General features: G+C 63.5%; 17 protein-coding genes. 6 read left to right on the top strand and 11 right to left on the bottom strand.

Annotation, left to right across the window (positions count from 1 at the left end):
• Positions 1–73: 73 nt before the first annotated feature.
• Positions 74–940, bottom strand: coding sequence for an AraC family transcriptional regulator (locus tag IB267_RS09570; RefSeq protein WP_192447400.1), 867 nt, complete (start codon positions 938–940; stop codon positions 74–76).
• A 127-nt stretch (positions 941–1067) separates the two neighbouring features.
• Between IB267_RS09570 and IB267_RS09575 the strand changes: the two genes are divergently transcribed.
• Positions 1068–2000, top strand: a complete 933-nt coding sequence (locus IB267_RS09575) for a phytanoyl-CoA dioxygenase family protein (protein ID WP_192447401.1) — start codon at positions 1068–1070, stop codon at positions 1998–2000.
• A 57-nt stretch (positions 2001–2057) separates the two neighbouring features.
• Here the strand turns inward: IB267_RS09575 and IB267_RS09580 are convergent, their stop codons facing one another.
• The 3 genes from IB267_RS09580 to IB267_RS09590 all read right to left on the bottom strand — a co-directional run bounded on the left by IB267_RS09580 (position 2058) and on the right by IB267_RS09590 (position 6579).
• Positions 2058–2909 carry an MOSC domain-containing protein gene (locus IB267_RS09580; RefSeq protein ID WP_192447402.1) on the bottom strand — a complete coding sequence of 284 codons (852 nt, stop codon included), beginning with the start codon at positions 2907–2909 and terminating at the stop codon, positions 2058–2060.
• Between the two features lie 172 nt (positions 2910–3081).
• A complete protein-coding gene (locus IB267_RS09585; RefSeq protein ID WP_192447403.1) occupies positions 3082–3738 on the bottom strand; it encodes an HD domain-containing protein in 657 nt (218 codons plus the stop codon).
• A 6-nt stretch (positions 3739–3744) separates the two neighbouring features.
• Positions 3745–6579 carry a DUF2339 domain-containing protein gene (locus IB267_RS09590; RefSeq protein WP_192447404.1) on the bottom strand — a complete coding sequence of 945 codons (2835 nt, stop codon included), beginning with the start codon at positions 6577–6579 and terminating at the stop codon, positions 3745–3747.
• 195 nt (positions 6580–6774) lie between these two features.
• Here IB267_RS09590 and IB267_RS09595 point away from each other — a divergent pair, with 195 nt between their 5' ends.
• Positions 6775–8787 carry a PhoX family phosphatase gene (locus tag IB267_RS09595; RefSeq protein ID WP_192447405.1) on the top strand — a complete coding sequence of 671 codons (2013 nt, stop codon included), beginning with the start codon at positions 6775–6777 and terminating at the stop codon, positions 8785–8787.
• A 233-nt stretch (positions 8788–9020) separates the two neighbouring features.
• Here the strand turns inward: IB267_RS09595 and IB267_RS09600 are convergent, their stop codons facing one another.
• Together IB267_RS09600 and recO are read right to left on the bottom strand one after the other, a co-directional pair.
• Positions 9021–9530: a PaaI family thioesterase gene (locus IB267_RS09600; protein ID WP_192447406.1), complete on the bottom strand. Its 510-nt coding sequence runs from the start codon at positions 9528–9530 to the stop codon at positions 9021–9023.
• A 15-nt stretch (positions 9531–9545) separates the two neighbouring features.
• The gene (recO, locus tag IB267_RS09605) at positions 9546–10292 is read right to left on the bottom strand and encodes a DNA repair protein RecO (RefSeq protein WP_192447407.1); all 747 of its coding nucleotides are present in this window, start codon (positions 10290–10292) and stop codon (positions 9546–9548) included.
• Between the two features lie 215 nt (positions 10293–10507).
• Between recO and IB267_RS09610 the strand changes: the two genes are divergently transcribed.
• Complete coding sequence (locus tag IB267_RS09610; protein WP_192447408.1) at positions 10508–11251, top strand: L,D-transpeptidase; 744 nt, start codon at positions 10508–10510, stop codon at positions 11249–11251.
• A 28-nt stretch (positions 11252–11279) separates the two neighbouring features.
• On the opposite strand, the gene IB267_RS09615 is transcribed toward IB267_RS09610, so the two are convergent.
• The gene (locus IB267_RS09615; protein WP_192447409.1) at positions 11280–11639 is read right to left on the bottom strand and encodes a hypothetical protein; all 360 of its coding nucleotides are present in this window, start codon (positions 11637–11639) and stop codon (positions 11280–11282) included.
• 184 nt (positions 11640–11823) lie between these two features.
• On the bottom strand, positions 11824–12306 hold the full coding sequence (locus IB267_RS09620) for an SRPBCC domain-containing protein (protein ID WP_192447410.1): 483 nt from the start codon (positions 12304–12306) through the stop codon (positions 11824–11826).
• Between the two features lie 50 nt (positions 12307–12356).
• On the opposite strand from IB267_RS09620, the gene IB267_RS09625 reads away from it, so the two are divergent.
• The 3 genes from IB267_RS09625 (at position 12357) to rkpK (ending at position 15257) form a co-directional block, all read left to right on the top strand.
• A complete protein-coding gene (locus tag IB267_RS09625) occupies positions 12357–12680 on the top strand; it encodes a helix-turn-helix transcriptional regulator (RefSeq protein WP_034804089.1) in 324 nt (107 codons plus the stop codon).
• Between the two features lie 77 nt (positions 12681–12757).
• Entirely contained in the window at positions 12758–13774 is a 1017-nt protein-coding gene (locus IB267_RS09630; RefSeq protein WP_192447411.1) for an NAD-dependent epimerase, read from the top strand.
• 169 nt (positions 13775–13943) lie between these two features.
• Entirely contained in the window at positions 13944–15257 is a 1314-nt protein-coding gene (rkpK, locus tag IB267_RS09635; protein ID WP_192447412.1) for a UDP-glucose 6-dehydrogenase, read from the top strand.
• Positions 15258–15287: 30 nt separating this feature from the next.
• Here rkpK and IB267_RS09640 read toward each other — a convergent pair whose 3' ends face one another.
• From IB267_RS09640 to IB267_RS09650, 3 genes are all read right to left on the bottom strand, one after another.
• Positions 15288–15605, bottom strand: coding sequence for a hypothetical protein (locus IB267_RS09640; RefSeq protein ID WP_192447413.1), 318 nt, complete (start codon positions 15603–15605; stop codon positions 15288–15290).
• 194 nt (positions 15606–15799) lie between these two features.
• The gene (locus IB267_RS09645; RefSeq protein WP_192447414.1) at positions 15800–18109 is read right to left on the bottom strand and encodes a Tex family protein; all 2310 of its coding nucleotides are present in this window, start codon (positions 18107–18109) and stop codon (positions 15800–15802) included.
• 140 nt (positions 18110–18249) lie between these two features.
• Entirely contained in the window at positions 18250–19557 is a 1308-nt protein-coding gene (locus tag IB267_RS09650) for a cyclopropane-fatty-acyl-phospholipid synthase family protein (RefSeq protein WP_052201787.1), read from the bottom strand.
• Positions 19558–19819: the final 262 nt, after the last annotated feature.

The raw sequence follows: 19819 nt of genomic DNA on the forward strand, positions 1-19819 counted from the left end.
GATCCTATGCGGCTGCTAAAACAGATAAAAGCCAATTAAATTGACGCCGCAATCACCGGAATTGATGCCTTGATCAAGCGGCGCTGCGGAACCGGTCGCGAAACGCTCGGGGCGTCATGCCCTTGGCGGCCTTGAACTGACGATTGAAGTTGGCAAGCGAACGGTAGCCGACGGCATCGGCGATATGGGCGATCGAGCGCGCCGAACCACTGAGCAGCGCGCAGGCCTCGCCGATCCGCAGCCGCATCAGATATTCCGAGACCGGCATGTTGAGGTGGCGCAGGAACAGGCGATGCAGGCCGGAGAGGCTGAGTGCTGCCAGATCGGCGAGTTCGTCCATCGACGGGTTTTCGGCGTAATGCAGATGGATATGGTCGAGCACCCGGTCGAGGCGGCCGCGATCGACCGATCGACCCGACGGCGTGACGACCCGGCTCGAGAGCGGTGTGACCGCCTGCTCGCGCGCCAGGATCGTCAGCATCGACAGAACATCTGGCAGCCGCTCCTCCGGCGCCAACCGGCGCAACCCTTCAAACAGCGGCCTGACACGGGCGGCCACGTCCGCTGAGAATTGCAGCCCCGGGGCCGAACGCTCGAACATCGCCTTGACGCCGGCGAGTTCGACGAAGCCCTCCTCCAGGCGCTCCACCCATTCCGGATGAAACCAGAGCACCAGCGCCACGTGCGGCTCCGCCCCCTCGAGCTTGCCGGCGGAATGCCAGGTGTGCGGCAGGTTGGAACCGACGAGCACGAGGTCGTCGTCGTCATAGGCGCCGATATGGTCGCCGATGAAACGCTGGCCACGCGAGTTGAGGGTCAGCGTCAGTTCGAACTCGGGATGATGGTGCCATTGGAACGGGATGGCATCGTCGAGCCGGCGGTCGAGCAGGATGGATGAGGCATTGGTCGGCCTCGATATCTTCTGCAAAACAGCCTTCATGTTGCGCCACTTCCCCCTTAGAAGCCAGAATAGTATCAATTTTGGCAGGCTGCGTGCAACAGCGGCACCGGCAAAAGGGCTAGGTTTTCTCCATCACCCATCAAACATGCCAGGCGAGGAGATACCCATGCAGCCACTCAGAGACAGCCATCCGACGGCAGCCCATCTCGACATTCAACTGAAGGACATCAAGAAGCGGCTGCCTTTGCGCGTGCTGTCGGAAGCGGACTGGCAGCACTGGGTGACCAAGGGCTATGTCATCGTCCGCCAGGCGGTAGCGCCGGCCAATGTCGAGCGCCTCGTCGATCTGCTCTGGCGCTTCGACGAGAAGGATCCGAACGATCCCTCGACCTGGTACGCGCCGCAGCGACGCGAGCACAAGATGAAGGAACTCAACAACACCGGCATGCTGGAGATCTACAATCACCAGTATCTCTGGGACAATCGCCAGGAGCCGCGCATCTACGGCGCCTTCGTCGACATCTGGGACCGCGAGGACCTGTGGGTGACGATCGACCGCGCCAACCTCAATCCGCCGAAAAAGGTGAAGGGCAATCCCAACGGCTTCATTCACTGGGACGTCGACACCTCGATCCGGCCGCTGCCGATCGGCGTTCAGGGCGTGCTCAGTCTGAAAAAGCAGGACGGCGACGTCGGCGGCTTCCAGTGCGTGCCGGAACTGTTCGAAAACTTCGAAAGCTGGGAGAAGACTCAAAGCACCGACCGCGACCCGATGCACCCCGACATGACCGGTCTTTCAACGGTCAACATCGAGATGGAGGCCGGCGACCTGATGATCTTCAACAGCCTGCTTGCCCATGGCGTGCGCCCCAATCACTCCGATGGCCGCGTGCGCATGGCGCAATACATCTCGATGCATCCGGCGGAATGGGAGAATGTCGCCGAGCGCGAGGAGCGGGTGCGGCTGTGGCGCGAGCTCGATCATCCGAAGCGCGACGCCTTCCCCGGCGATCCGCGCGAATGGGAAAAGCACAACGCTTCCCCCGCCAGCCTCTCGGATCTCGGTGCCAAACTTCTCGGCATCACGCCCTGGGCGTGAGAGCCAAGCCCATCCGGGGAAAGTGCGAAGCGGTTTTCTGTCCGGAATGCTTCTGAATTAAGCCGAAGCACGCACCTTCATCGGCCAGCGCTCGCCGCGTCGGCCGATGATCTTGACCGCGTCGCCGAGCTTCACGGTGCCTTCGCTGCGCGGCGCCGCGTTCCAGCCGAAGAGCACGCCGGGCACACGCCGGTCAGAGGACATGCGTTTTTCCGCGAGCCCCTGGATCGGGTTGCCGCCGATGCGCTCGCCGGTCACCTGGTCCTGCGTGGTCATGATGCAACGGGCGCAGGGTTTGACGAGATCGAAGCGGATGCCACCGATCTCGACGCTTTCCCAGAAGTCTTCATCCCAGGCGTCATCGCAATCGACGAGGATATTGGTGCGGAAACGATCCATGCCGACGGGCTCCTGTCCCTTTTCGGCAAGCGTCCGGTTGAGGTCGGCGAGCGAACCTGTCGTCGTAATCAACACCGGAAAGCCATCGGCAAAGCCGACGGGCGCGGCGGTACCCGCCCATTCGGCGCCGACATGGCGCTCGGCCGAGGCATCCATATGGGCGAGCCTGACCGGGCGACCAAACCATGAGGAGAGGACCTCGTCCGTCGTTTCGTCCGACACGGCTGCATCGACTTCGCTGCCCCAGACGACGACGTTCAGCCGGCGGTCGGGATCGAAGCGAATCGAGATCTCCCGGTCACCCATCTTCAGATGTACGCCGCCATCGATGTGGCTCGCCTCGACCTGCGCCAGCAGTTGCAATTCGCGCTGGGTGATGAAGCGCCCGTCCGGTTCCACCAACATGAAGCGCCGATCGCCCTCGACACCGTCGAGATTGACCGAGACCGTCTCGCGGGCAATCGCGCGACCGCTCTTTAGCGGATGAATGTTGAGACCGGTCACCTTCATGGGCACTTCCCTCGTCTTCAGAAACTGATTCACGTGCCTGACGATCCGATTCATCAGCGCGGCACAATGTGTTGAAAGGCCTAGATCATTTCTCGGATTGATGGAAACGGAGAAATGTTCCGGTGCAATCTACACACCCGCACAAAGAAGCGCGTCGCGCCCTTCCCGGCAACTAGATTTCATCGAGCATCATGGCAAGCACGTCGCGCAGCCGCTGCTCGCGTTCCGTGGCGAGCCGGCGCCCGGCCTTGGTCTTGAAGCCGTCGGCCAGCCGGAAAAGTTTGGTCTCGAAATGATCGATGGCGAACGCCTTGTCGTCGAGCGCCCGCGCCTCGGCCAATGGATCGAGCGGGTCGTAAAGGCCGCTGCCCATGCGTCCGGCGATATAGAAACAGCGGGCAGCGCCGACCATGCCGATCGCATCCAGCCGATCGGCATCCTGAAGGATCTTCGCCTCCAGCGTTTCCGGCGGGATGTTGGCCGAGAAGCTGTGCGTCAGGATGGCGTGCGCCACCGCGGCAATCTCATCCGCGCCCCAACCGAGATCTTTCAGAATGCCCGCCGCCTTCTCAGCCGCCAGTCGCGATGCCTGGGTGCGCAAGGGCGAATTCTTCTCGACCGAGACGCAGTCATGCAGCAGCACCGCGGCGGCGAGCAAACGCGCGTTTCCGCCCTCCTCCGCCTGGATGCGGGCGGCATTCTTCCAGACCCGGATCAGATGCGCGGCATCGTGCGAGCCGTCATCGGCGGCAAAGGCATGCGGCAGCAGCGCTGCAGCAAGCTCCTCATGCGGCGCGAAGGCGGCCGCGAGTTTCGAAATCTCTGTCATGCTTTCCTATTGCTGTTCGGCAGGCTTTGCCGGCGCCGTCGGTGCAGCGACAACGCCGGACAGGATCTTCTGGTAGAAGAGCCCTATTCCGATCAATACCCCGCCAAGGCCGATGAAGGACAGAGCCCGGAGGAAACCTTCGAGGTTGGACATGTCGATCAGGAACACCTTCAGCACGGCGACGAAGACGAGAACGGCCGAAGCGATGCGGATGCTCTTGGCGTGGAAGCGCGAGCCCAGCACCAGCAGCAGCACGCCGAGCAGCAGCCAGACGACCGAGTAGGTGTAGGTCTCGCCCTGCAGGAAGCCCTTCCACTCCGCGATGTTTTCCCCCTGCCAGACACGGCGGACCGTGAGGCTCGCCCAGGCGAAGGCAAGCACCGCGCCGCTGACGGCAAGCGCCATGACATAGGGCAAGGGCCGCTTGTCGCGCGCATACCAGGCAAGGCCGGCATAGCCGAGCCCCGGCAGCAGATAGCCGATCAACAGCAGATCGAAGAACGGAATACGTCCAAGCAGTTCGCCGCTGAAATAGGGGTTGAGGCCGAGGAGATGTGCCGAAAGCACCGACAGCATCGAAAGCACGCCGAGGCCCATACCGCCATAGCGGAAGACCGGGCTCGGCGACTGCATGTCGAGGCTCATGAAGATCGCCGAGGCGCCGATTGCCAGCAGCGTGTAGATCGACTGCTCGCCGAGCGTCGGCACAGCGCTGTCGAGCACGCCGCCGTTCATCGCGTGGCGCACCAGGATCGCGAGCGTCAGCAACACGAAGAGGCTGGCGAGCGCCTGTAAAAGGTTGCGCACCCGCGTGCCGGGCCAGGATCTCAGGAAATAGGCGGAGCCTGCAAGCAGCACGGCGGGAACGCCGTAACCCGGCAGCAAGGCATTGAAGACAGGCGTCGTGCCAAGATTGCCGGCACCGACGATCGTCGGTTCCCAGGCGATGCGCCCCAGAACGACGATGGCCGCCGCGCCGGTCATCCACGGCAGGATCGGCCAGGTGCGGACGCGGGTCGCGAGTGTGTAGGCGGTGCCGAGCACGGCGATCGCAAGCGTCGTGACCAGCCCGTCCGTCCAGGCATGGAGGGCAAGCACGAAGAGGGCGAACGAGCCGCCCACCAGCAAGCCGGCCGCCGTATCGCGCGCCTCTGCCGCGCCGTCGCGGCGGTAGAGCCAGTCCGCTAACGCCAGCAGCGCCGCCCCGGCGACGAGCGAGAACAGGCCGTGCGGCAGGTCGAAGGAATAGTTGCCGGTCATCAGGAACGACATGGCGACAAGCGCGATCGGAACGACCGCGGCAATGCCCGCCCAGAGCGTCGAATATTGAGGATGGGCGACGAGCCGGCGTGATAACACGAAACCACCGAGGCCGATAAACAGCGCAGCAAGCAACATAGCGGTGAACATGGCGGTGCGCCCGGGCAGGACGACAGCCGGAAGGGCATCGGCCAGTGAAGGATCGAGATAGGCGAGCACACCGCTCAGCGCCGTCAGGCTCCAGACGCCAGCGACAGCGCCGACCGCCGAAAGCGCGGCGGGATAGACCGCCGTCGGCCGCCAGGCCCCCAGGGCTGCCAGCGCCGCAATGACGACGGCAAACTCCGTCACCGGATATTTGACCGCGGCCACGGCCGGGCTGATGAGAAGGAGCGCAAGCACGGTGGCGGCGACGGCAGCCGAAATGGAGATGGCCGCATGGGGCGGGATGAACAGCCGCTCCCAGGGACCGGCAACGGCGCCGCGTCGCTCGGCCCCTTCTGGCGCTTCGGGCGCAGGCGCCGCTTCCGTGGCGCCCGGCCAGATGAGGCCGATGCCAACGATCATCACCAGCAGCGCAAAGGCGACCGGCCGCGGTTCGAATGGCGCGACCGCGGTGATGTAGGCCAGGCCCCAAAGCCCGACGCCCGCATTGGCCAAGGTCGGAACGACGGTCCAGCTGCGCAGGCGCGACGCAAGCAAGGTCGCGAGCCACACGATCGAGAGGAAGCCGAAGAGCACCCAGGGGCGCGGTTCATTGCTCGAGACGAGCAGCGGCGTTGCGAGCGAGGCAAGCAGGCCGAGGCCAGCGAGCGCCTGCCCATGCAGCAGCGACAGGCCGACAGTCGCAAGCGAAATCGCCGCCAAGAGAACGAAGGCCGTGCCTGTGCCGATATAGTCGTAGATGCCGTAGGCGGCATAGGCGACCCCGAAGAGTGTGACGGCGCCGGCGGCCGTCAGGATGCCGGGGATCATGGCATTCTGGAATTCGTTGGCGATCACGGGCACGGCGCGCCGACGGATGACCTCGCCAGCGGCCATCAGCAGGAGGCCGAACAAAGCGGCCAGCGTCAGACGAACAGCCGGGCTCAGCAGGCCGGCGTCGATCGAGTACTTGACCATGAAGACGCCACCGAGCGCCAGCGCGATGCCGCCAACCCAGACCGCCCAACGGGCGCCGAGGCGGCTCTCGAGGCTCTCGGTCTGACGGGGTACCGTTGCAACCGGCTGCGGTGCTTCGGTGCTGGCAGCGATCGTCTCCTCGCCCTCGATTTCGGCCGCGGCTCCTTCTGAATCGCCGAAAGTCCGGGCGCCTTCGCGCGCGCTGGCCGACATGGCGGCGGCAGCATCGTCCAGCGTCTCCGGGTCAAACGTCTCCGGCACAGCCGGCAATTCGTCCGCAGCCGTAAGCGCCTCGGTCGCTCCTTCGGCCGGAGCGCGATCGCCCGGCGCGGCCTTCAGCGCCACGACCTCCGCCTTGAGGGCGGCCAGTTCGGCACCAAGGCGCTCGGTCGTCCTGCGGTTGCCGAGATAGGCGGACAGGGCCAGAATAAAGGCAGCTAAAGCAATAAGTTCGAACATACTTTCCCCTGGCAGTCGCAATCGCCGGCGCGCGCAACCATACAGACTTTTGTGCAAGCGCCAAATCTATAGACGGCCGAGCGCTGTAATCTCTTCACGGAAATGTCGCAGAACTGTCATCGGGCAGCTGGTACAGGCGGATGAACACCGCTGCCTCGCGCGGTGGTTTCCATCGTTCAACCAGGAGACCCGATCATGGACAAGCATCTCGCCCAGACGGAAGAGACCGAATTCAAGACGCTGACGGAACGCAGGGAAGAGCTGGAAGATGTCGGCCATAACTGTTCCGCCAATCCGACGATGGGCGACATCATCCATCGCCGCTTCTCCCGCCGCTCGTTCATCGGCGGTTCGCTGGCCGTTGCCGCGATCTCGACCACCGTCAGCCCGCTCGCTCTCCTGACCGCCGAAGAGGCACGCGCCGAGGATGGTTCACAGTTCGACTTCACCGAGATCGAAGCCGGCGTCGACGAGAAGCACCATGTCGCCGAAGGCTACGATGCCGACGTCCTGCTGCGCTGGGGCGACAAGATCTTCGCCGACAGCCCGGAGTTCGACCCGAAGAACCAGACGGCTGCTGCCCAGGAAAAGCTGTTCGGCTACAACAACGACTATGTCGGCTTCATCCCGCTCGACGGCAGCGCCGACCATGGCCTGCTCGTCGTCAACCACGAATACACCAATGCCGAGCTGATGTTCCCGGCCTTCGCCAGCGTCGTGAAGGAAAAGGTGACCAAGGACGGCAAGGAGGTCGAGGAAGAGAAGGTCGTTCTCGGCGAATACAGCAAGGAGCTTGTCGACATCGAGATGGCTGCCCATGGCGGCACGATCATCGAGATCCGCAAGGTCGACGGCAAGTGGCAGCCGGTTCTCGACGGCAAGAACAACCGCCGTATCACCGTCAATACCGAGATGCAGATCACCGGCCCTGCCGCCGGCCACGACCGCCTGAAGACGCCATCCGACCCGACCGGCAAAAAGGTGTTCGGCACGCTCAACAACTGCGCCGGCGGCGTCACCGCCTGGGGCACCTACATGATGGCCGAGGAAAACTTCAACGGCTATTTCGGCGGCGAGATCGCCGAGGACCATCCGGAATACAAGCAGCTGAAGCGGCTCGGCGCACCGGGCGGACAGTATGAATGGGCGTCCTTCTACGACCGTTTCGACGTCTCCAAGGAGCCGAACGAAGCCAATCGCTTCGGCTGGATCGTCGAGGTCGATGCGCTGGACCCGACCTCGGTGCCGAAGAAACGCACGGCTCTCGGCCGCTTCAAGCATGAAGGCTGCGAATCGATCGTCAACAAGGACGGCCGCGTCGTGCTGTATTCCGGCGACGACGAGCGCTACGACTATGTCTACAAGTTCGTGACCAAGGGTGCCTTCAACCCTGAAGACCGCGCCGCCAACATGGACCTCTTCGACGAGGGCACGCTCTACGTCGCCAAGTTCGACGAAGACGGCACTGTCACCTGGATGCCGCTGACGCACGGCGAAGGCCCGCTGACCGAAGCCAACGGTTTTGCCTCGCAGGCTGATGTACTGATCAACACCCGTCTCGCCTCCGACGCCCTCGGCGCCACCAAGATGGACCGTCCGGAAGACGTTCAGCCGAACCCGAAGACGGGCAAGGTCTACGTCATGCTGACCAACAACACCAAGCGCAAGGCCGACGAAGTCGACGCCGCCAACCCGCGCGCCAAGAACGCCTTCGGTCATATCGTCGAGATCACCGAGACCGATGGCGACTTCGCCTCGCTGAAGAGCCGCTGGGACGTGCTCCTGAAGTGCGGCGATCCGAGCGTGGCCGATGTCGGCGCTTCGTTCTCGACCGCGACCACCAAGAACGGCTGGTTCGGCATGCCCGACAATTGCGCCATCGACACCGACGGCCGTCTCTGGGTTTCGACCGACGGCAACAACGAGAAGGACACCGGCCGCACCGACGGTATCTGGGCGATCGACACGGACGGTGCCGCCCGCGGCACGTCGAAGCTCTTCTTCCGCGTGCCGGTCGGCGCCGAAATGTGCGGCCCCTGCTTCAACCCGACATCGGACACCTTCTTCCTGGCCGTCCAGCATCCGGGCGACGCCGGCCTTGCCACCTACGAGACCCCGGCCACTCGCTGGCCGGACTTCAAGGACGACATGCCGGTGCGCCCGGCCGTCGTTGCCGTGACCAAGCAGGGTGGCGGCCGCATCGGCTGACCAGGACTGCGATTACAAGCAAGAACGCCGCGCAATTCAGCGCGGCGTTTCTTATTTCAGAGGTGGTTTGCAGCGACGGAATTCCGGACGGAAAACCGCTGCGCACTTTTCCTGGAATTGGCTTTCCCGGTTCGCAATCCCGGCCGGAAAACCGCTATGCACTTTTCCTGGAATTGGCTTTCCCGGTTCGCAATTCCGGACGGAAAACCGCTGCGCACTTTTCCTGGAATTGCTTAACGCCTGAGATTGTCGATCGGGAAGATGGCGCAGGTTTCGGTGCCGTGGGCGAGCAGCTTGCCGTTCCGGTCGCGCAGCCAGGCCTCGGAGGTCGCAATGGTGCGGCCGCGATGCACGATGCGTCCCTCGCAGAAAACCTCGCCCATATCGGGCAGCAGCGGGCGCACGAGGTTCACCTTGAACTCGACCGTCGTATAGGCCTCCCCCGGTTTGACCGTGGTGAAGACCGCGCAGCCGAGGGCCGAATCCATGATCGTTGCGGTCCATCCGCCGTGAACCGTGCCGAGCGGATTGAGGTGTTCTTCGGTCGGCAGTCCCCTGAAGACCACCCGCCCCTCTTCCACTTCGCTTAGTCCGAACTTCAGCGTCTTTGACATCGGCGGGGCCGGCAGGTCGCCGCTCAAAAGGTCCTGCATCGCCTTCAAGCCGCCGTCGCGGGCGACGCGGTCAAGCGACAACACGCCGATGCCGGACACGGCCATGCCGGGGTAAAGTTCCTGGTGCATCGAAAACTCCTGGGGTCAGGCGGCCGAGGATTGCGCTTTCAGCGCCTTCAGCGCCGCATGGACGAAGCCGTCGCGGGCGGAAGAAACATCGAGGCCGCGCGGTTCATAGACATGGCGGTGAAGGAAGAAGGCCGTCAGCCGGAAGGCGGCGGCAAGGCTGTCGTGGTCCGCAGCCCTTCGCGCTTCGGCCGAAAGGAAATCCGGCAGCGCCAGCATGCGATCGGCATAACGCTCTCCCGCCTCCCGGCAAACCGCCCTGCCCGATTTCGGCGAGACGTAGACGAGTTCGGTGCGGGTGCCGGTTGCGACACATTCGGTCAGATCGAGGCCGAAGCCGAGATCGTTGAGGACTGCGAGTTCGAAGCGCACGAACAATTCGCCGGCATCGGCGGGATCGGCCAGATGATCGACGATAACGGTCAGCGCCTCATAGAGATGAGGATGCGGGTCACGCTCGGGAAGCAGGCGCAAGAGCGCGCCCAGCGCCTGGATGCCGTAGACGGAGGTCGCCGTCTCCATCAGCCGGGCGGCGCGCAACTCAACCGGCTCGATTCGGAATTCGCCCATATGCTCGTCGAGCCGGGCGCGCCAGGTGACCTCCACCGAGTTGCCCGGCTGCAGCACCGGCTGCATCGAGCGCGAGCGGCCGGAACGCACCATGCCGAGATGCCGGCCGTGGATGGCGCTCATGACCTCGACTATAGCAGAGCTTTCGCCGTGCCGCCGGATCCCGAGAATGATGGCCTGATCGCTCCATTGCATGGCTATGGCATACACCCGTGGTCGAAAGCGGATCAAGCTGTGTTGCGAGCGCAAAGCACCATTGCCGACTGTCGCCATTCGGCCACACTCATCGGTTGCCTCATTTGCGACATGCTGTCGCCGCCCCGACGCCGTCTTTGACATTAGAACGGAAGAGCGGCAAAAGCCGTGCCTCCCGCCCGAAAATGACAATCAGCAGGATCAAAATTCAAATTATGTGTGTGTCCCGGAACAGCGCCGGCCGCCTGGCGCAGCTCTTCGCCCTTCTTCTCGCCACCTCGACGCTCGCAAGCTGCGTCACTACGTCGGGGCCTGCCACGCCGAAGGGACCGGATCCATACTACGTGGCGATGTACGGTCCGCTGCCGAACGAAAAGTTCCCGCTGGATGCCATCGACATCAGCAAGGTCGACAAGCGCTATCTGCGCCAGCAGGTCGCCTACCAGACGCATGAGCCGCCGGGCACGATCGTCATCGATACCCAAAACCGCTTCCTCTACCTCGTGCAAGATGGTGGCATGGCGATGCGCTACGGCATCGGCGTCGGCAAGGCCGGTCTCGAATTCGAAGGCGAAGCGCGCATCGCGCGCAAGGCCGAATGGCCGCGCTGGACGCCGACGCAAAGCATGGTCGAGCGCGAGCCGGAACGCTACGGCCCGCTTGCCGGCGGCATGGAGCCGGGCGTGCGCAATCCTCTCGGACCGCGCGCGCTCTATCTCTTCCAGGGCAACCGCGACACGCTGTTCCGCATCCACGGCACGACCGAGGCCTGGTCGATCGGCAAGGCCGTTTCGAGCGGCTGCATCCGCCTCTTCAACCCCGATATCATCGACCTCTACAGCCGCGTGCCGCTCGATTCACGCGTCGTCGTGCTGCAGGCCGAACCGCCGATGACCGAGCCGGCCGGCGGCATCCCGATGGCGAGCGCCACCAATGGTGGCCTCCCTCCGATGTACTGAGGACAGCTGAAAGCGACGGCCGGGCGCCTTACCAGGCGTCCGGCGCCCTGACCATGTGTACGATATTGGCCGGGTTCATGATCCAGCCGCCACGAAAGCCCTCGCCCAGATCCTCGACCGCGTCGCAGCGTACGACCCCCTTGGCGGCGAGCTGCCCAAGGGCACCAGCATGGTCATCGGTGAAGAGTTCGAGCCAGACTTCCGCCTGGCTGAAATTCGCAGCCTCGTCGATCCACAGTTGGTTCGGCCCAAGCTTGAAGCCGACGGCAGGCAACTTTTCCGGGATGGGTTCGAGGCCAACTGTGTCGCGATAGAAGGCGACCACCGCTTCGTACTGATGCGAGGGGACCTTCATTGCGATGTTGATACCACCGGTAATTTTCGTCATGACGCACGCTCCTGTTGGCCGCCGACCCGTCTGGGTGCGGCTGCGATGTTGATCTGTCAAAGCCCACGAAGAATTGCCGCAAGCGAGCGAAAGCGCCGCCCGCTTGCACGAACGTGCGACGGGCGCTCCTGCTGCTGCCTCGAGATGTCCTTCCGCTTGCGGCGTTACCGCTCCAGGCGGGTTTCTAGGCCTGCGGCTCGAGCGCCGGCTTGCCTGAGAGTTCGCTGAGGTAATAGCCGTCGCGCAGATTGATGCCGTATTCGAGCCAGGCTTTCATGCAGGCGAGCATTTGCGACCAGCCCTCGCAGTTGACGTAGGAGCTTTTCTGCCCCTGCCCGTTCTCGCGCCAGCCCGTTTCGGCGATGGTCACCATCGTTGCGCCATCCTCCAGTGACTGGAAGCGCATCTCCACACGGGTCTGGTAGGCATCCTCGCCTTCGGCGACCATGGCACCCCAGCAAAAGACGATTCGCTCGTTGGGCTCGACCACCTCCACCTGGACCGGCACTTCGCCCCACCAGGTCACGGTTGCGCCGGCGACCAACGGCCCGCTGATGCCACCGAGCGTCACGAAGTAGCGGCTGAGGTGGTCCGGATTGACGACCGCGTCGAAAACCTGGGCGACAGGGCGGCCGATCCGTCCGTTCACGCGAAATTCAAAGGGCATGGCGTATTCCTCCTGTCGATACCAACGAGATTATGTTATAGAAATACAACATGTCAACCGATTCGAAAGACGACCTGGTGTTCAAGGCGCTCGCCAACGGGCTGCGCCGGCAGATGCTCGACGCCATGCGGCAGGAGCCGCAGACCACCGGCATGCTGTGTGAGCGCTTCAGCAATCTCGACCGCTGCACGGTCATGCAACACCTCAAAGTCCTTGAGCAGGCCGAGCTCGTGCTCGTCCGTCGCGAGGGGCGCGAACGCTGGAACCATTTGAACGCATTGCCGATCCAGGCGATCCATGATCGCTGGATCAGCCAGTATGCCGGCCATGCGATGTCGGTGCTGTCTGCCCTGCAACAGGACCTCGACCGGTAACCAGACCGATGGTTTCGGCTTTCAATCGATCGCCTTTCTTCGTATGAACGGCCGATACGTAAATTGGGGACATCGTCGTGCGCTACCTCATCACCGGCACCGCAGGCTTCATCGGCTTTCACCTCGCCAAGCGGCTGATCGACGAAGGGCATTTCGTGGTCGGCTTCGATGGCATGACCCCCTATTACGACGTGACGCTGAAAGAGAATCGGCATGCGATCCTCGCCCGCTCGAACGGCTTCAAGCCCGTCGTCGGCATGCTTGAGGACAGGGACGCGCTGCGCCGGGCCGCTGAGCTTGCCGAACCCGAGGTCATCATCCACCTCGCCGCCCAGGCGGGCGTGCGCTACAGCCTCGAAAATCCGAAGGCCTACGTGGATTCCAACCTGGTCGGCTCCTGGAACATTCTGGAACTGGCGCGGGAGCTTAACCCGAAGCACCTGATGCTGGCCTCGACGTCCTCGATCTACGGCGCCAACGAGAAAATCCCGTTTGCCGAAACCGACCGCGCCGACGAGCCGATGACGCTCTATGCCGCCACCAAGAAGTCGATGGAGCTGATGGCGCACAGCTACGCCCATCTCTACAAGGTGCCGACCACGGCCTTCCGCTTCTTCACGGTCTACGGCCCCTGGGGGCGTCCCGACATGGCGCTGTTCAAGTTCGTCGATGCCATCCACAAGGGACAGCCGATCGACATCTACGGCGAAGGCCGCATGAGCCGCGACTTCACCTATATCGACGACCTCGTCGAAGGCATTCTTCGGCTTTCCCACGTGGCGCCGGCGGAAGAAAACCGCGTGCCTGCGGAAAAGGCCGAGGACACGCTGTCGCGCCAGGGACCCTTCCGCGTGGTCAATATCGGCGGCGGCCAGCCGGTCGAACTGATGACCTTCGTGGAAACGGTCGAGAAGGCGGTCGGCAAGCCGGCGGTGCGCAACATGCTGCCGATGCAGCAGGGCGACGTGCCGCGCACCTACGCCTGCCCCGACCTTCTCGAAGCGCTGACCGATTTCAAGCCCTCGCTTCCTGTCGAAGAGGGCGTGGCGCGCTTCGCTGCCTGGTACAAGGATTACTACAACGCGAACCGGTAAGCCGCTCGCCAGCTAATCCCCACTGATTATTCTGTTGGCGAGACGGCTTGCTTTACGCGCAATCGAGCATAAATGGGTGTGAACCTGAGCGCATAAGCAATTGCAAAAATACGCAATTGCACGTTCTATGAACTGAGCTCGCTGTGGAACACAACAAGGGAAAGAGCCTATGAAAATCACGATGATCGGCGCCGGCTATGTTGGCCTTGTTTCCGGCGTGTGTTTTGCGGACTTCGGTCACGACGTCGTTTGTCTCGACAAGGATGAGAGCAAGATCGACGCCTTGATGCAGGGGCGCATTCCGATCTTCGAACCCGGTCTCGACCAGCTTGTGGCAAGCAACGTCGCTTCGGGCCGTCTCACCTTCACGACCGATCTCGTTGCCGCCGTCGCCGACAGCGACGTCATCTTCATTGCGGTCGGCACCCCGTCGCGGCGCGGCGACGGCCATGCCGACCTTTCCTATGTGCATGCCGCTGCCCGCGAGATTGCCCAGAACCTCAAGGGGTTCACCGTGATCGTGACGAAATCGACCGTTCCGGTCGGCACCGGCGACGAGGTCGAGCGCATCATCCGCGAAACCAATCCGGACGCCGATTTCGCCGTCGTTTCCAACCCGGAATTCCTGCGCGAAGGTGCCGCAATCGAAGACTTCAAGCGGCCGGACCGCATCGTCATCGGCCTTTCTGGCGACGACGCGCGCGCACGGGACGTGATGACCGAGGTCTATCGCCCGCTCTATCTCAACCAATCGCCGCTGGTCTTCACCTCGCGCCGCACCTCCGAGCTGATCAAATATGCCGGCAATGCGTTCCTCGCGATGAAGATCACCTTCATCAACGAGATGGCGGATCTGTGCGAACGGGTCGGCGCCAATGTGCAGGATGTCGCCCGCGGCATCGGCCTCGATGGCCGTATCGGCTCGAAATTCCTGCATGCCGGCCCCGGTTACGGCGGATCCTGCTTCCCGAAGGACACCCTGGCGCTGGTCAAGACCGCGCAGGACTATGACAGCCCGGTACGGCTGGTCGAGACGACGGTGGCCGTCAACGACAACCGCAAGCGGGCCATGGGCCGCAAGGTCATCGCTGCCGCCGGTGGCGACGTGCGCGGCCGCAAGATCGCAATCCTCGGCCTCACCTTCAAGCCGAACACCGACGACATGCGCGACAGCCCGGCGATCGCGGTCGTGCAGACGCTGCAGGATGCCGGCGCCCATGTCATCGGCTATGATCCGGAAGGCATGGAAAACGCGAAGAAGCTGATCGACGGGATCGACTATGCCAGCGACCCCTACGAGGCCGCCAACGAAGCCGATGCACTGGTGATCGTTACCGAATGGAACGAGTTCCGGGCACTCGACTTCCGCCGGCTCAAGACCGTGATGAAGACGCCCATTCTCGTCGACCTCAGGAACATTTACCGCGAGGACGAGGTGGTGAAGCACGGCTTCAGCTATTCGAGCGTCGGCCGGTCGCTCTGACGGGAGCGGCTGAGCTCGCTCCCCCAGAGGCTAGGCCTTCGGTACCGGCAAGGGCGGCAGGGTTTCCCAGCTCTTGCCGGCGAGGATGACGCAGCTGCGCCCGTTGACGTCGGTGACGATCAGCGTCCAGCTGCCATTGTCGGCAGCGTATATTTCCATGATCGCCTGCTGGTTGATCAGCGCGGTTGCCGCCGGCTTCTCCTGATATTGCCGCGTCAGAAACTCGATCACTTCGGACCGGTCGGCACAATTGACCGGAGCCTGGGAGATCGCGGGAACCGGACGCGCCACCACGCCCGCCGCCAAGAGGGCGGCCAATGCCAGGCCGCGGATCGCACTGCCCACCATCACCGAACTCCTTTCACCGGACGCGCGGCGAAGGAGTTTGCGTTGACCTTTCCGTCGCCGGCCGGCTGCGGCATGGGCACGGTGTGCCCGCGCCGCCCTGCAGCCAGTATGGTGGAAAGGCCGGATTATTACAATTAGCTAATTTATAAAGCAAACAGCCGGGGCGCCGGATGCGCCCGCGGCGAATGCCTGCGCTATTTGCGCTTCATCGCTTCCATCAGCGCCGCACCGAAGGCGCCCTGAGCCGGTTGCTGCGGCTTCTGCTGGCGCGGGGCCGGGCCACGATTGTTGTTGCCGCCCGGTGCGCCTGACCGTGGCTCGCGGCCCGTCTCGACGCCACCATCCTTGCGCATGGTGAGGCCGATCCGCTTGCGGGGAACATCAACCTCGGTGACACGAACGGTCACCACATCGCCGGCCTTAACCACCTCATGCGGATCCTTGACGAAGCGATCCGCGAGCTGGGACACGTGCACGAGGCCGTCCTGGTGCACGCCGATATCGACGAAGGCGCCGAAGGCGGCGACATTGGTCACGGTGCCCTCGAGCTGCATGCCGATCTTCAAATCCTTGATGTCGTCGATACCGTCGGCAAAGGTCGCGGTCTTGAAGCTCGGGCGCGGGTCGCGGCCGGGCTTTTCCAGTTCCGCAAGGATGTCCTTAACCGTCGGCAAGCCGAAGCGCTCGTCGACGAAGACCTTCGGATCGAGGCTCTTCAGCGCGACGCTGTCGCCCATCAACGCCCGGACGTCGCGACCACAGGCCGCAACGATCTTCTTGGCGACACCATAGGCCTCCGGATGGACCGAGGAGGCGTCGAGCGGCTCCTTGCCATTCGGAATGCGCAGGAAGCCCGCGCATTGTTCGAAGGTGCGAGCGCCAAGACGCGGCACGTTCAACAGTTCCTTGCGGCTCGCAAAGGGACCGGTCGCGTCGCGATGGGCGACAATCGCCTCGGCCGAGGATTTGCCGAGACCGGACACACGGGCAAGCAGCGGAGCAGAAGCCGTGTTGACGTCGACACCAACGGCATTCACCGCATCTTCCACCACAGCATCCAGCGAGCGGCTGAGCTTCGACTGGTCGACGTCGTGCTGGTACTGGCCAACACCGATCGACTTCGGCTCGATCTTCACGAGTTCGGCCAGCGGATCCTGCAGGCGACGGGCGATCGAGACCGCGCCGCGAAGCGAAACGTCGAGGCCGGGGAACTCCAGGGCGGCGGTTTCGGACGCCGAATAAACCGAGGCGCCGGCCTCGGAGACGATGACCTTTGTCGGCTTCGGCGCCGGAAGCTGCGAGAGCATGTCGGCCACGAGCTTTTCGGTTTCGCGGCTGCCGGTGCCGTTGCCGATCGCGATCAGCTCCACCTTGTGCTTGCGGATCAGCGATGCGAGTTCGGCCTGGGTGCCGCGGACGTCGTTCTTCGGCGGGAACGGGTACACGGTCGTCGTTTCGAGCAACTTGCCGGTGCCGTCGACGATGGCGACCTTGACGCCGGTGCGGATGCCCGGGTCGAGCCCCATCGTCGCCCGCGATCCCGCAGGTGCCGCCAGCAGCAGATCCTTGAGGTTGCGGGCAAAAACGTGGATCGCCTCTTCCTCGGCGCGCTCGCGCAGTTCGCGCATGAGGTCGAGCGACAGCGAAATGGAAAGCTTCACGCGCCAGGTCCAGCCGATCATCTCGGCAAGCCACTTGTCGCCCGGCAGGTGACCGCCAACATTGTAGGCGGCCGCGATCATGCGCTCGACCGGCTTGACCGTCGCGGTATCGTCCTGGTCGACGACGATGTCGACGGAGAGCACCTCTTCGTTCCAGCCGCGCAGCATGGCCAGCGCCCGGTGGCCCGGTGTCGTCGCCCAGCGCTCGGAATGGTCGAAATAATCGGAGAACTTGGCGCCCGCCTCCTGCTTGCCGTCGACGACCTTGGCGCGCAGGAAGGCGGCGCCCTTCATGTGGTTGCGCAGGCGGCCGAGCAGATCGGCATTCTCCGTCATGCCTTCGGCGATGATGTCGCGCGCACCGTCGAGCGCCGTCTTCACGTCGGCCACCTCGGCAGTCAGGAAGGCGGCGGCGCGGTCGGCAGGTGCCACCGAGCGATCGGCAAGGATCGCCTCTGCCAGAGGCCCGAGGCCACGCTCGCGGGCGATCTCGGCCTTGGTCCGGCGCTTCGGCTTATAGGGCAGATAAATGTCTTCGAGTTCGGCCTTGGTTTCGACGGCGGCGATCTTGGCTTCGAGTTCGGCGGTCAGCTTGTCCTGGCCGCGGATCGATTCGAGGATCGATGCCCGGCGCGCCTCGAGTTCGCGCAGATAGGTCAGCCGTTCCGCAAGCGTACGCAACTGCGTATCGTCGAGCCCGCCCGTCACTTCCTTGCGGTAACGTGCGATGAACGGCACCGTGGCGCCCTCGTCGAGCAGCTCGACCGCTGCAACGACCTGCGAAGGTGTTGCCTTGATTTCGCTGGCGATAATGGCGGCGATGGGTTTTGCAGGGCTGGCCATATGGGAATTCCGTCTTTGCTGTTTGGTCGGCGACCATAAAGGCGCAGACCTTGAAGGCCAAGTGAAGGCCTTCCGCGGAAAACCGGAACTCCACAGAAGATGGATCGGCCGCCCCGTTTTCAGGCGGGACGGCCGATGGTTCAGCACGCCATGGCGGCAGGCTCGACGTGCTCCTGCTCAGGCACGGCATCCCAGGTGTTGACGGGTTCGAGCGGTGGGCGGCGCTTTTCGAACTCGATCAGTTGCCGCTCCCTCTCCTCGATATAGCCGCGCGAGGCCGGAACCGCACTGAGAGACGGCGAGATCTGCAGCTGGAAGATGAAGTGCTTGTCGTAGAGGAAGGCCGTCTCCGACGCAGCCAGATAGAACTCCCACATGCGGAAGAACCGCTCGTCGTAGAGCTTGATCGCCTCCTCGCGCCGGGCGACGAAGCGCTCGCGCCAGGCTTTCAATGTCCAGGCGTAGTGCATCGGCAGGATTTCGACATCCTTCACCAAGAGCCGCGTGCGCTCGACGGAAGGCAAAACCTCCGAAATCGCCGGGATATAGCCGCCGGGAAAGATGTACTTCTCGATCCACGGATTGGTGGCCCAAGGCTTGTAGATCTGGCCGATCGAATGCAGCAGCATGACGCCGTCAGGCTTCAACAGCGCGTTCATCTTCTCGAAGAAGTTGCCGTAGTTGCCGATGCCGACATGCTCGAACATCCCGACGGACACAATGCGGTCGAACTGCCGCCCTTGCAGGGTGCGATAGTCCTGCAGTTCGAAGCGGACCCGATCGGAGAGCCCGCGCCTGGCGGCGCGGTCGCGCGAGACCTTCAGCTGCTCTTCGCTGAGCGTGATGCCGGTAACCTCGACGCCTGAGGATTCGGCCAGGTACATGGCCATGCCGCCCCAGCCGGAGCCGACCTCCAGCACCTTCTGGCCGGGCTCCAGCAGGAGCTTTGCCGCGATGTGCCGTTTCTTGGCGAGTTGGGCCGCATCGAGCGATATTCCGCGCGGTTGAAAATAGGCGCAGGAATATTGCCAGTCCTCGTCGAGGAACAGGTTGAAGAGCTTGCGATCGAGATCGTAGTGATGGGCGACGTTGTGCCGGTTGCGGTTGACCGGCATGCGGCTCCGCATCTGCTGGCGCAACACATGCCAGAGGGCCGCCAACGTATTGGTCGCCGTTGCGGCGTTCTCGAGCCCGTTCCTCTTCACGATCGAGAGCACGTCAAAGATATCGCCCTTCTCGATGACGACACGCCCGTCCATGTACATTTCACCGAAGCGAAGAGCGGGATCGCGAACGATCGCCGCCTCCGCCTCCGCATCGATGATGCGGATTGATGCCGGCTTTCCACTGCCGTCACCCAGGATCACTTCTTCACCGGAAGAAAATACGACCGTCAGGTTACCGTTGCGCACCAGACGGCGAAGCAATGTCAACAATGCTGCATTCATATCCCACCCCTACCAGACCTATCGAACGTGTCCCGGTGCATGAGAGATGCGAAGGGTCGGCTCTTTCGGGGCTTCAGGAGTGGTTGCGCGGGGCGCATCGGGAACAGGCGCCAGCGCGTCCGGAAGCGGCGAGAACCGGCACGGGCGTGGCCTCACGGGTATCCGGCGGGACACATCTGGCTCCTCTTGGGTGCCGCGCCGGGAATTCGTCAGGCCGCCGCCATCGGGCTCTTATCCATCAGAACTCAAATTAAGGTAGGAA

The organism is Ensifer sp. ENS09, assembly GCF_014852425.1.
GTDB lineage: Bacteria > Pseudomonadota > Alphaproteobacteria > Rhizobiales > Rhizobiaceae > Ensifer.

Excerpts from the sequence above, each read along its gene's own strand:
- IB267_RS09570 (WP_192447400.1), bottom strand. The coding sequence starts at position 940 with ATGAAGGCTGTTTTGCAGAAGATATCGAGGCCGACCAATGCCTCATCC.
- IB267_RS09575 (WP_192447401.1), top strand. The coding sequence starts at position 1,068 with ATGCAGCCACTCAGAGACAGCCATCCGACGGCAGCCCATCTCGACATT.
- IB267_RS09580 (WP_192447402.1), bottom strand. The coding sequence starts at position 2,909 with ATGAAGGTGACCGGTCTCAACATTCATCCGCTAAAGAGCGGTCGCGCG.
- IB267_RS09585 (WP_192447403.1), bottom strand. The coding sequence starts at position 3,738 with ATGACAGAGATTTCGAAACTCGCGGCCGCCTTCGCGCCGCATGAGGAG.
- IB267_RS09590 (WP_192447404.1), bottom strand. The coding sequence starts at position 6,579 with ATGTTCGAACTTATTGCTTTAGCTGCCTTTATTCTGGCCCTGTCCGCC.
- IB267_RS09595 (WP_192447405.1), top strand. The coding sequence starts at position 6,775 with ATGGACAAGCATCTCGCCCAGACGGAAGAGACCGAATTCAAGACGCTG.
- IB267_RS09600 (WP_192447406.1), bottom strand. The coding sequence starts at position 9,530 with ATGCACCAGGAACTTTACCCCGGCATGGCCGTGTCCGGCATCGGCGTG.
- recO (WP_192447407.1), bottom strand. The coding sequence starts at position 10,292 with ATGCAATGGAGCGATCAGGCCATCATTCTCGGGATCCGGCGGCACGGC.
- IB267_RS09610 (WP_192447408.1), top strand. The coding sequence starts at position 10,508 with ATGTGTGTGTCCCGGAACAGCGCCGGCCGCCTGGCGCAGCTCTTCGCC.
- IB267_RS09615 (WP_192447409.1), bottom strand. The coding sequence starts at position 11,639 with ATGACGAAAATTACCGGTGGTATCAACATCGCAATGAAGGTCCCCTCG.
- IB267_RS09620 (WP_192447410.1), bottom strand. The coding sequence starts at position 12,306 with ATGCCCTTTGAATTTCGCGTGAACGGACGGATCGGCCGCCCTGTCGCC.
- IB267_RS09625 (WP_034804089.1), top strand. The coding sequence starts at position 12,357 with ATGTCAACCGATTCGAAAGACGACCTGGTGTTCAAGGCGCTCGCCAAC.
- rkpK (WP_192447412.1), top strand. The coding sequence starts at position 13,944 with ATGAAAATCACGATGATCGGCGCCGGCTATGTTGGCCTTGTTTCCGGC.
- IB267_RS09640 (WP_192447413.1), bottom strand. The coding sequence starts at position 15,605 with ATGGTGGGCAGTGCGATCCGCGGCCTGGCATTGGCCGCCCTCTTGGCG.
- IB267_RS09645 (WP_192447414.1), bottom strand. The coding sequence starts at position 18,109 with ATGGCCAGCCCTGCAAAACCCATCGCCGCCATTATCGCCAGCGAAATC.
- IB267_RS09650 (WP_052201787.1), bottom strand. The coding sequence starts at position 19,557 with ATGAATGCAGCATTGTTGACATTGCTTCGCCGTCTGGTGCGCAACGGT.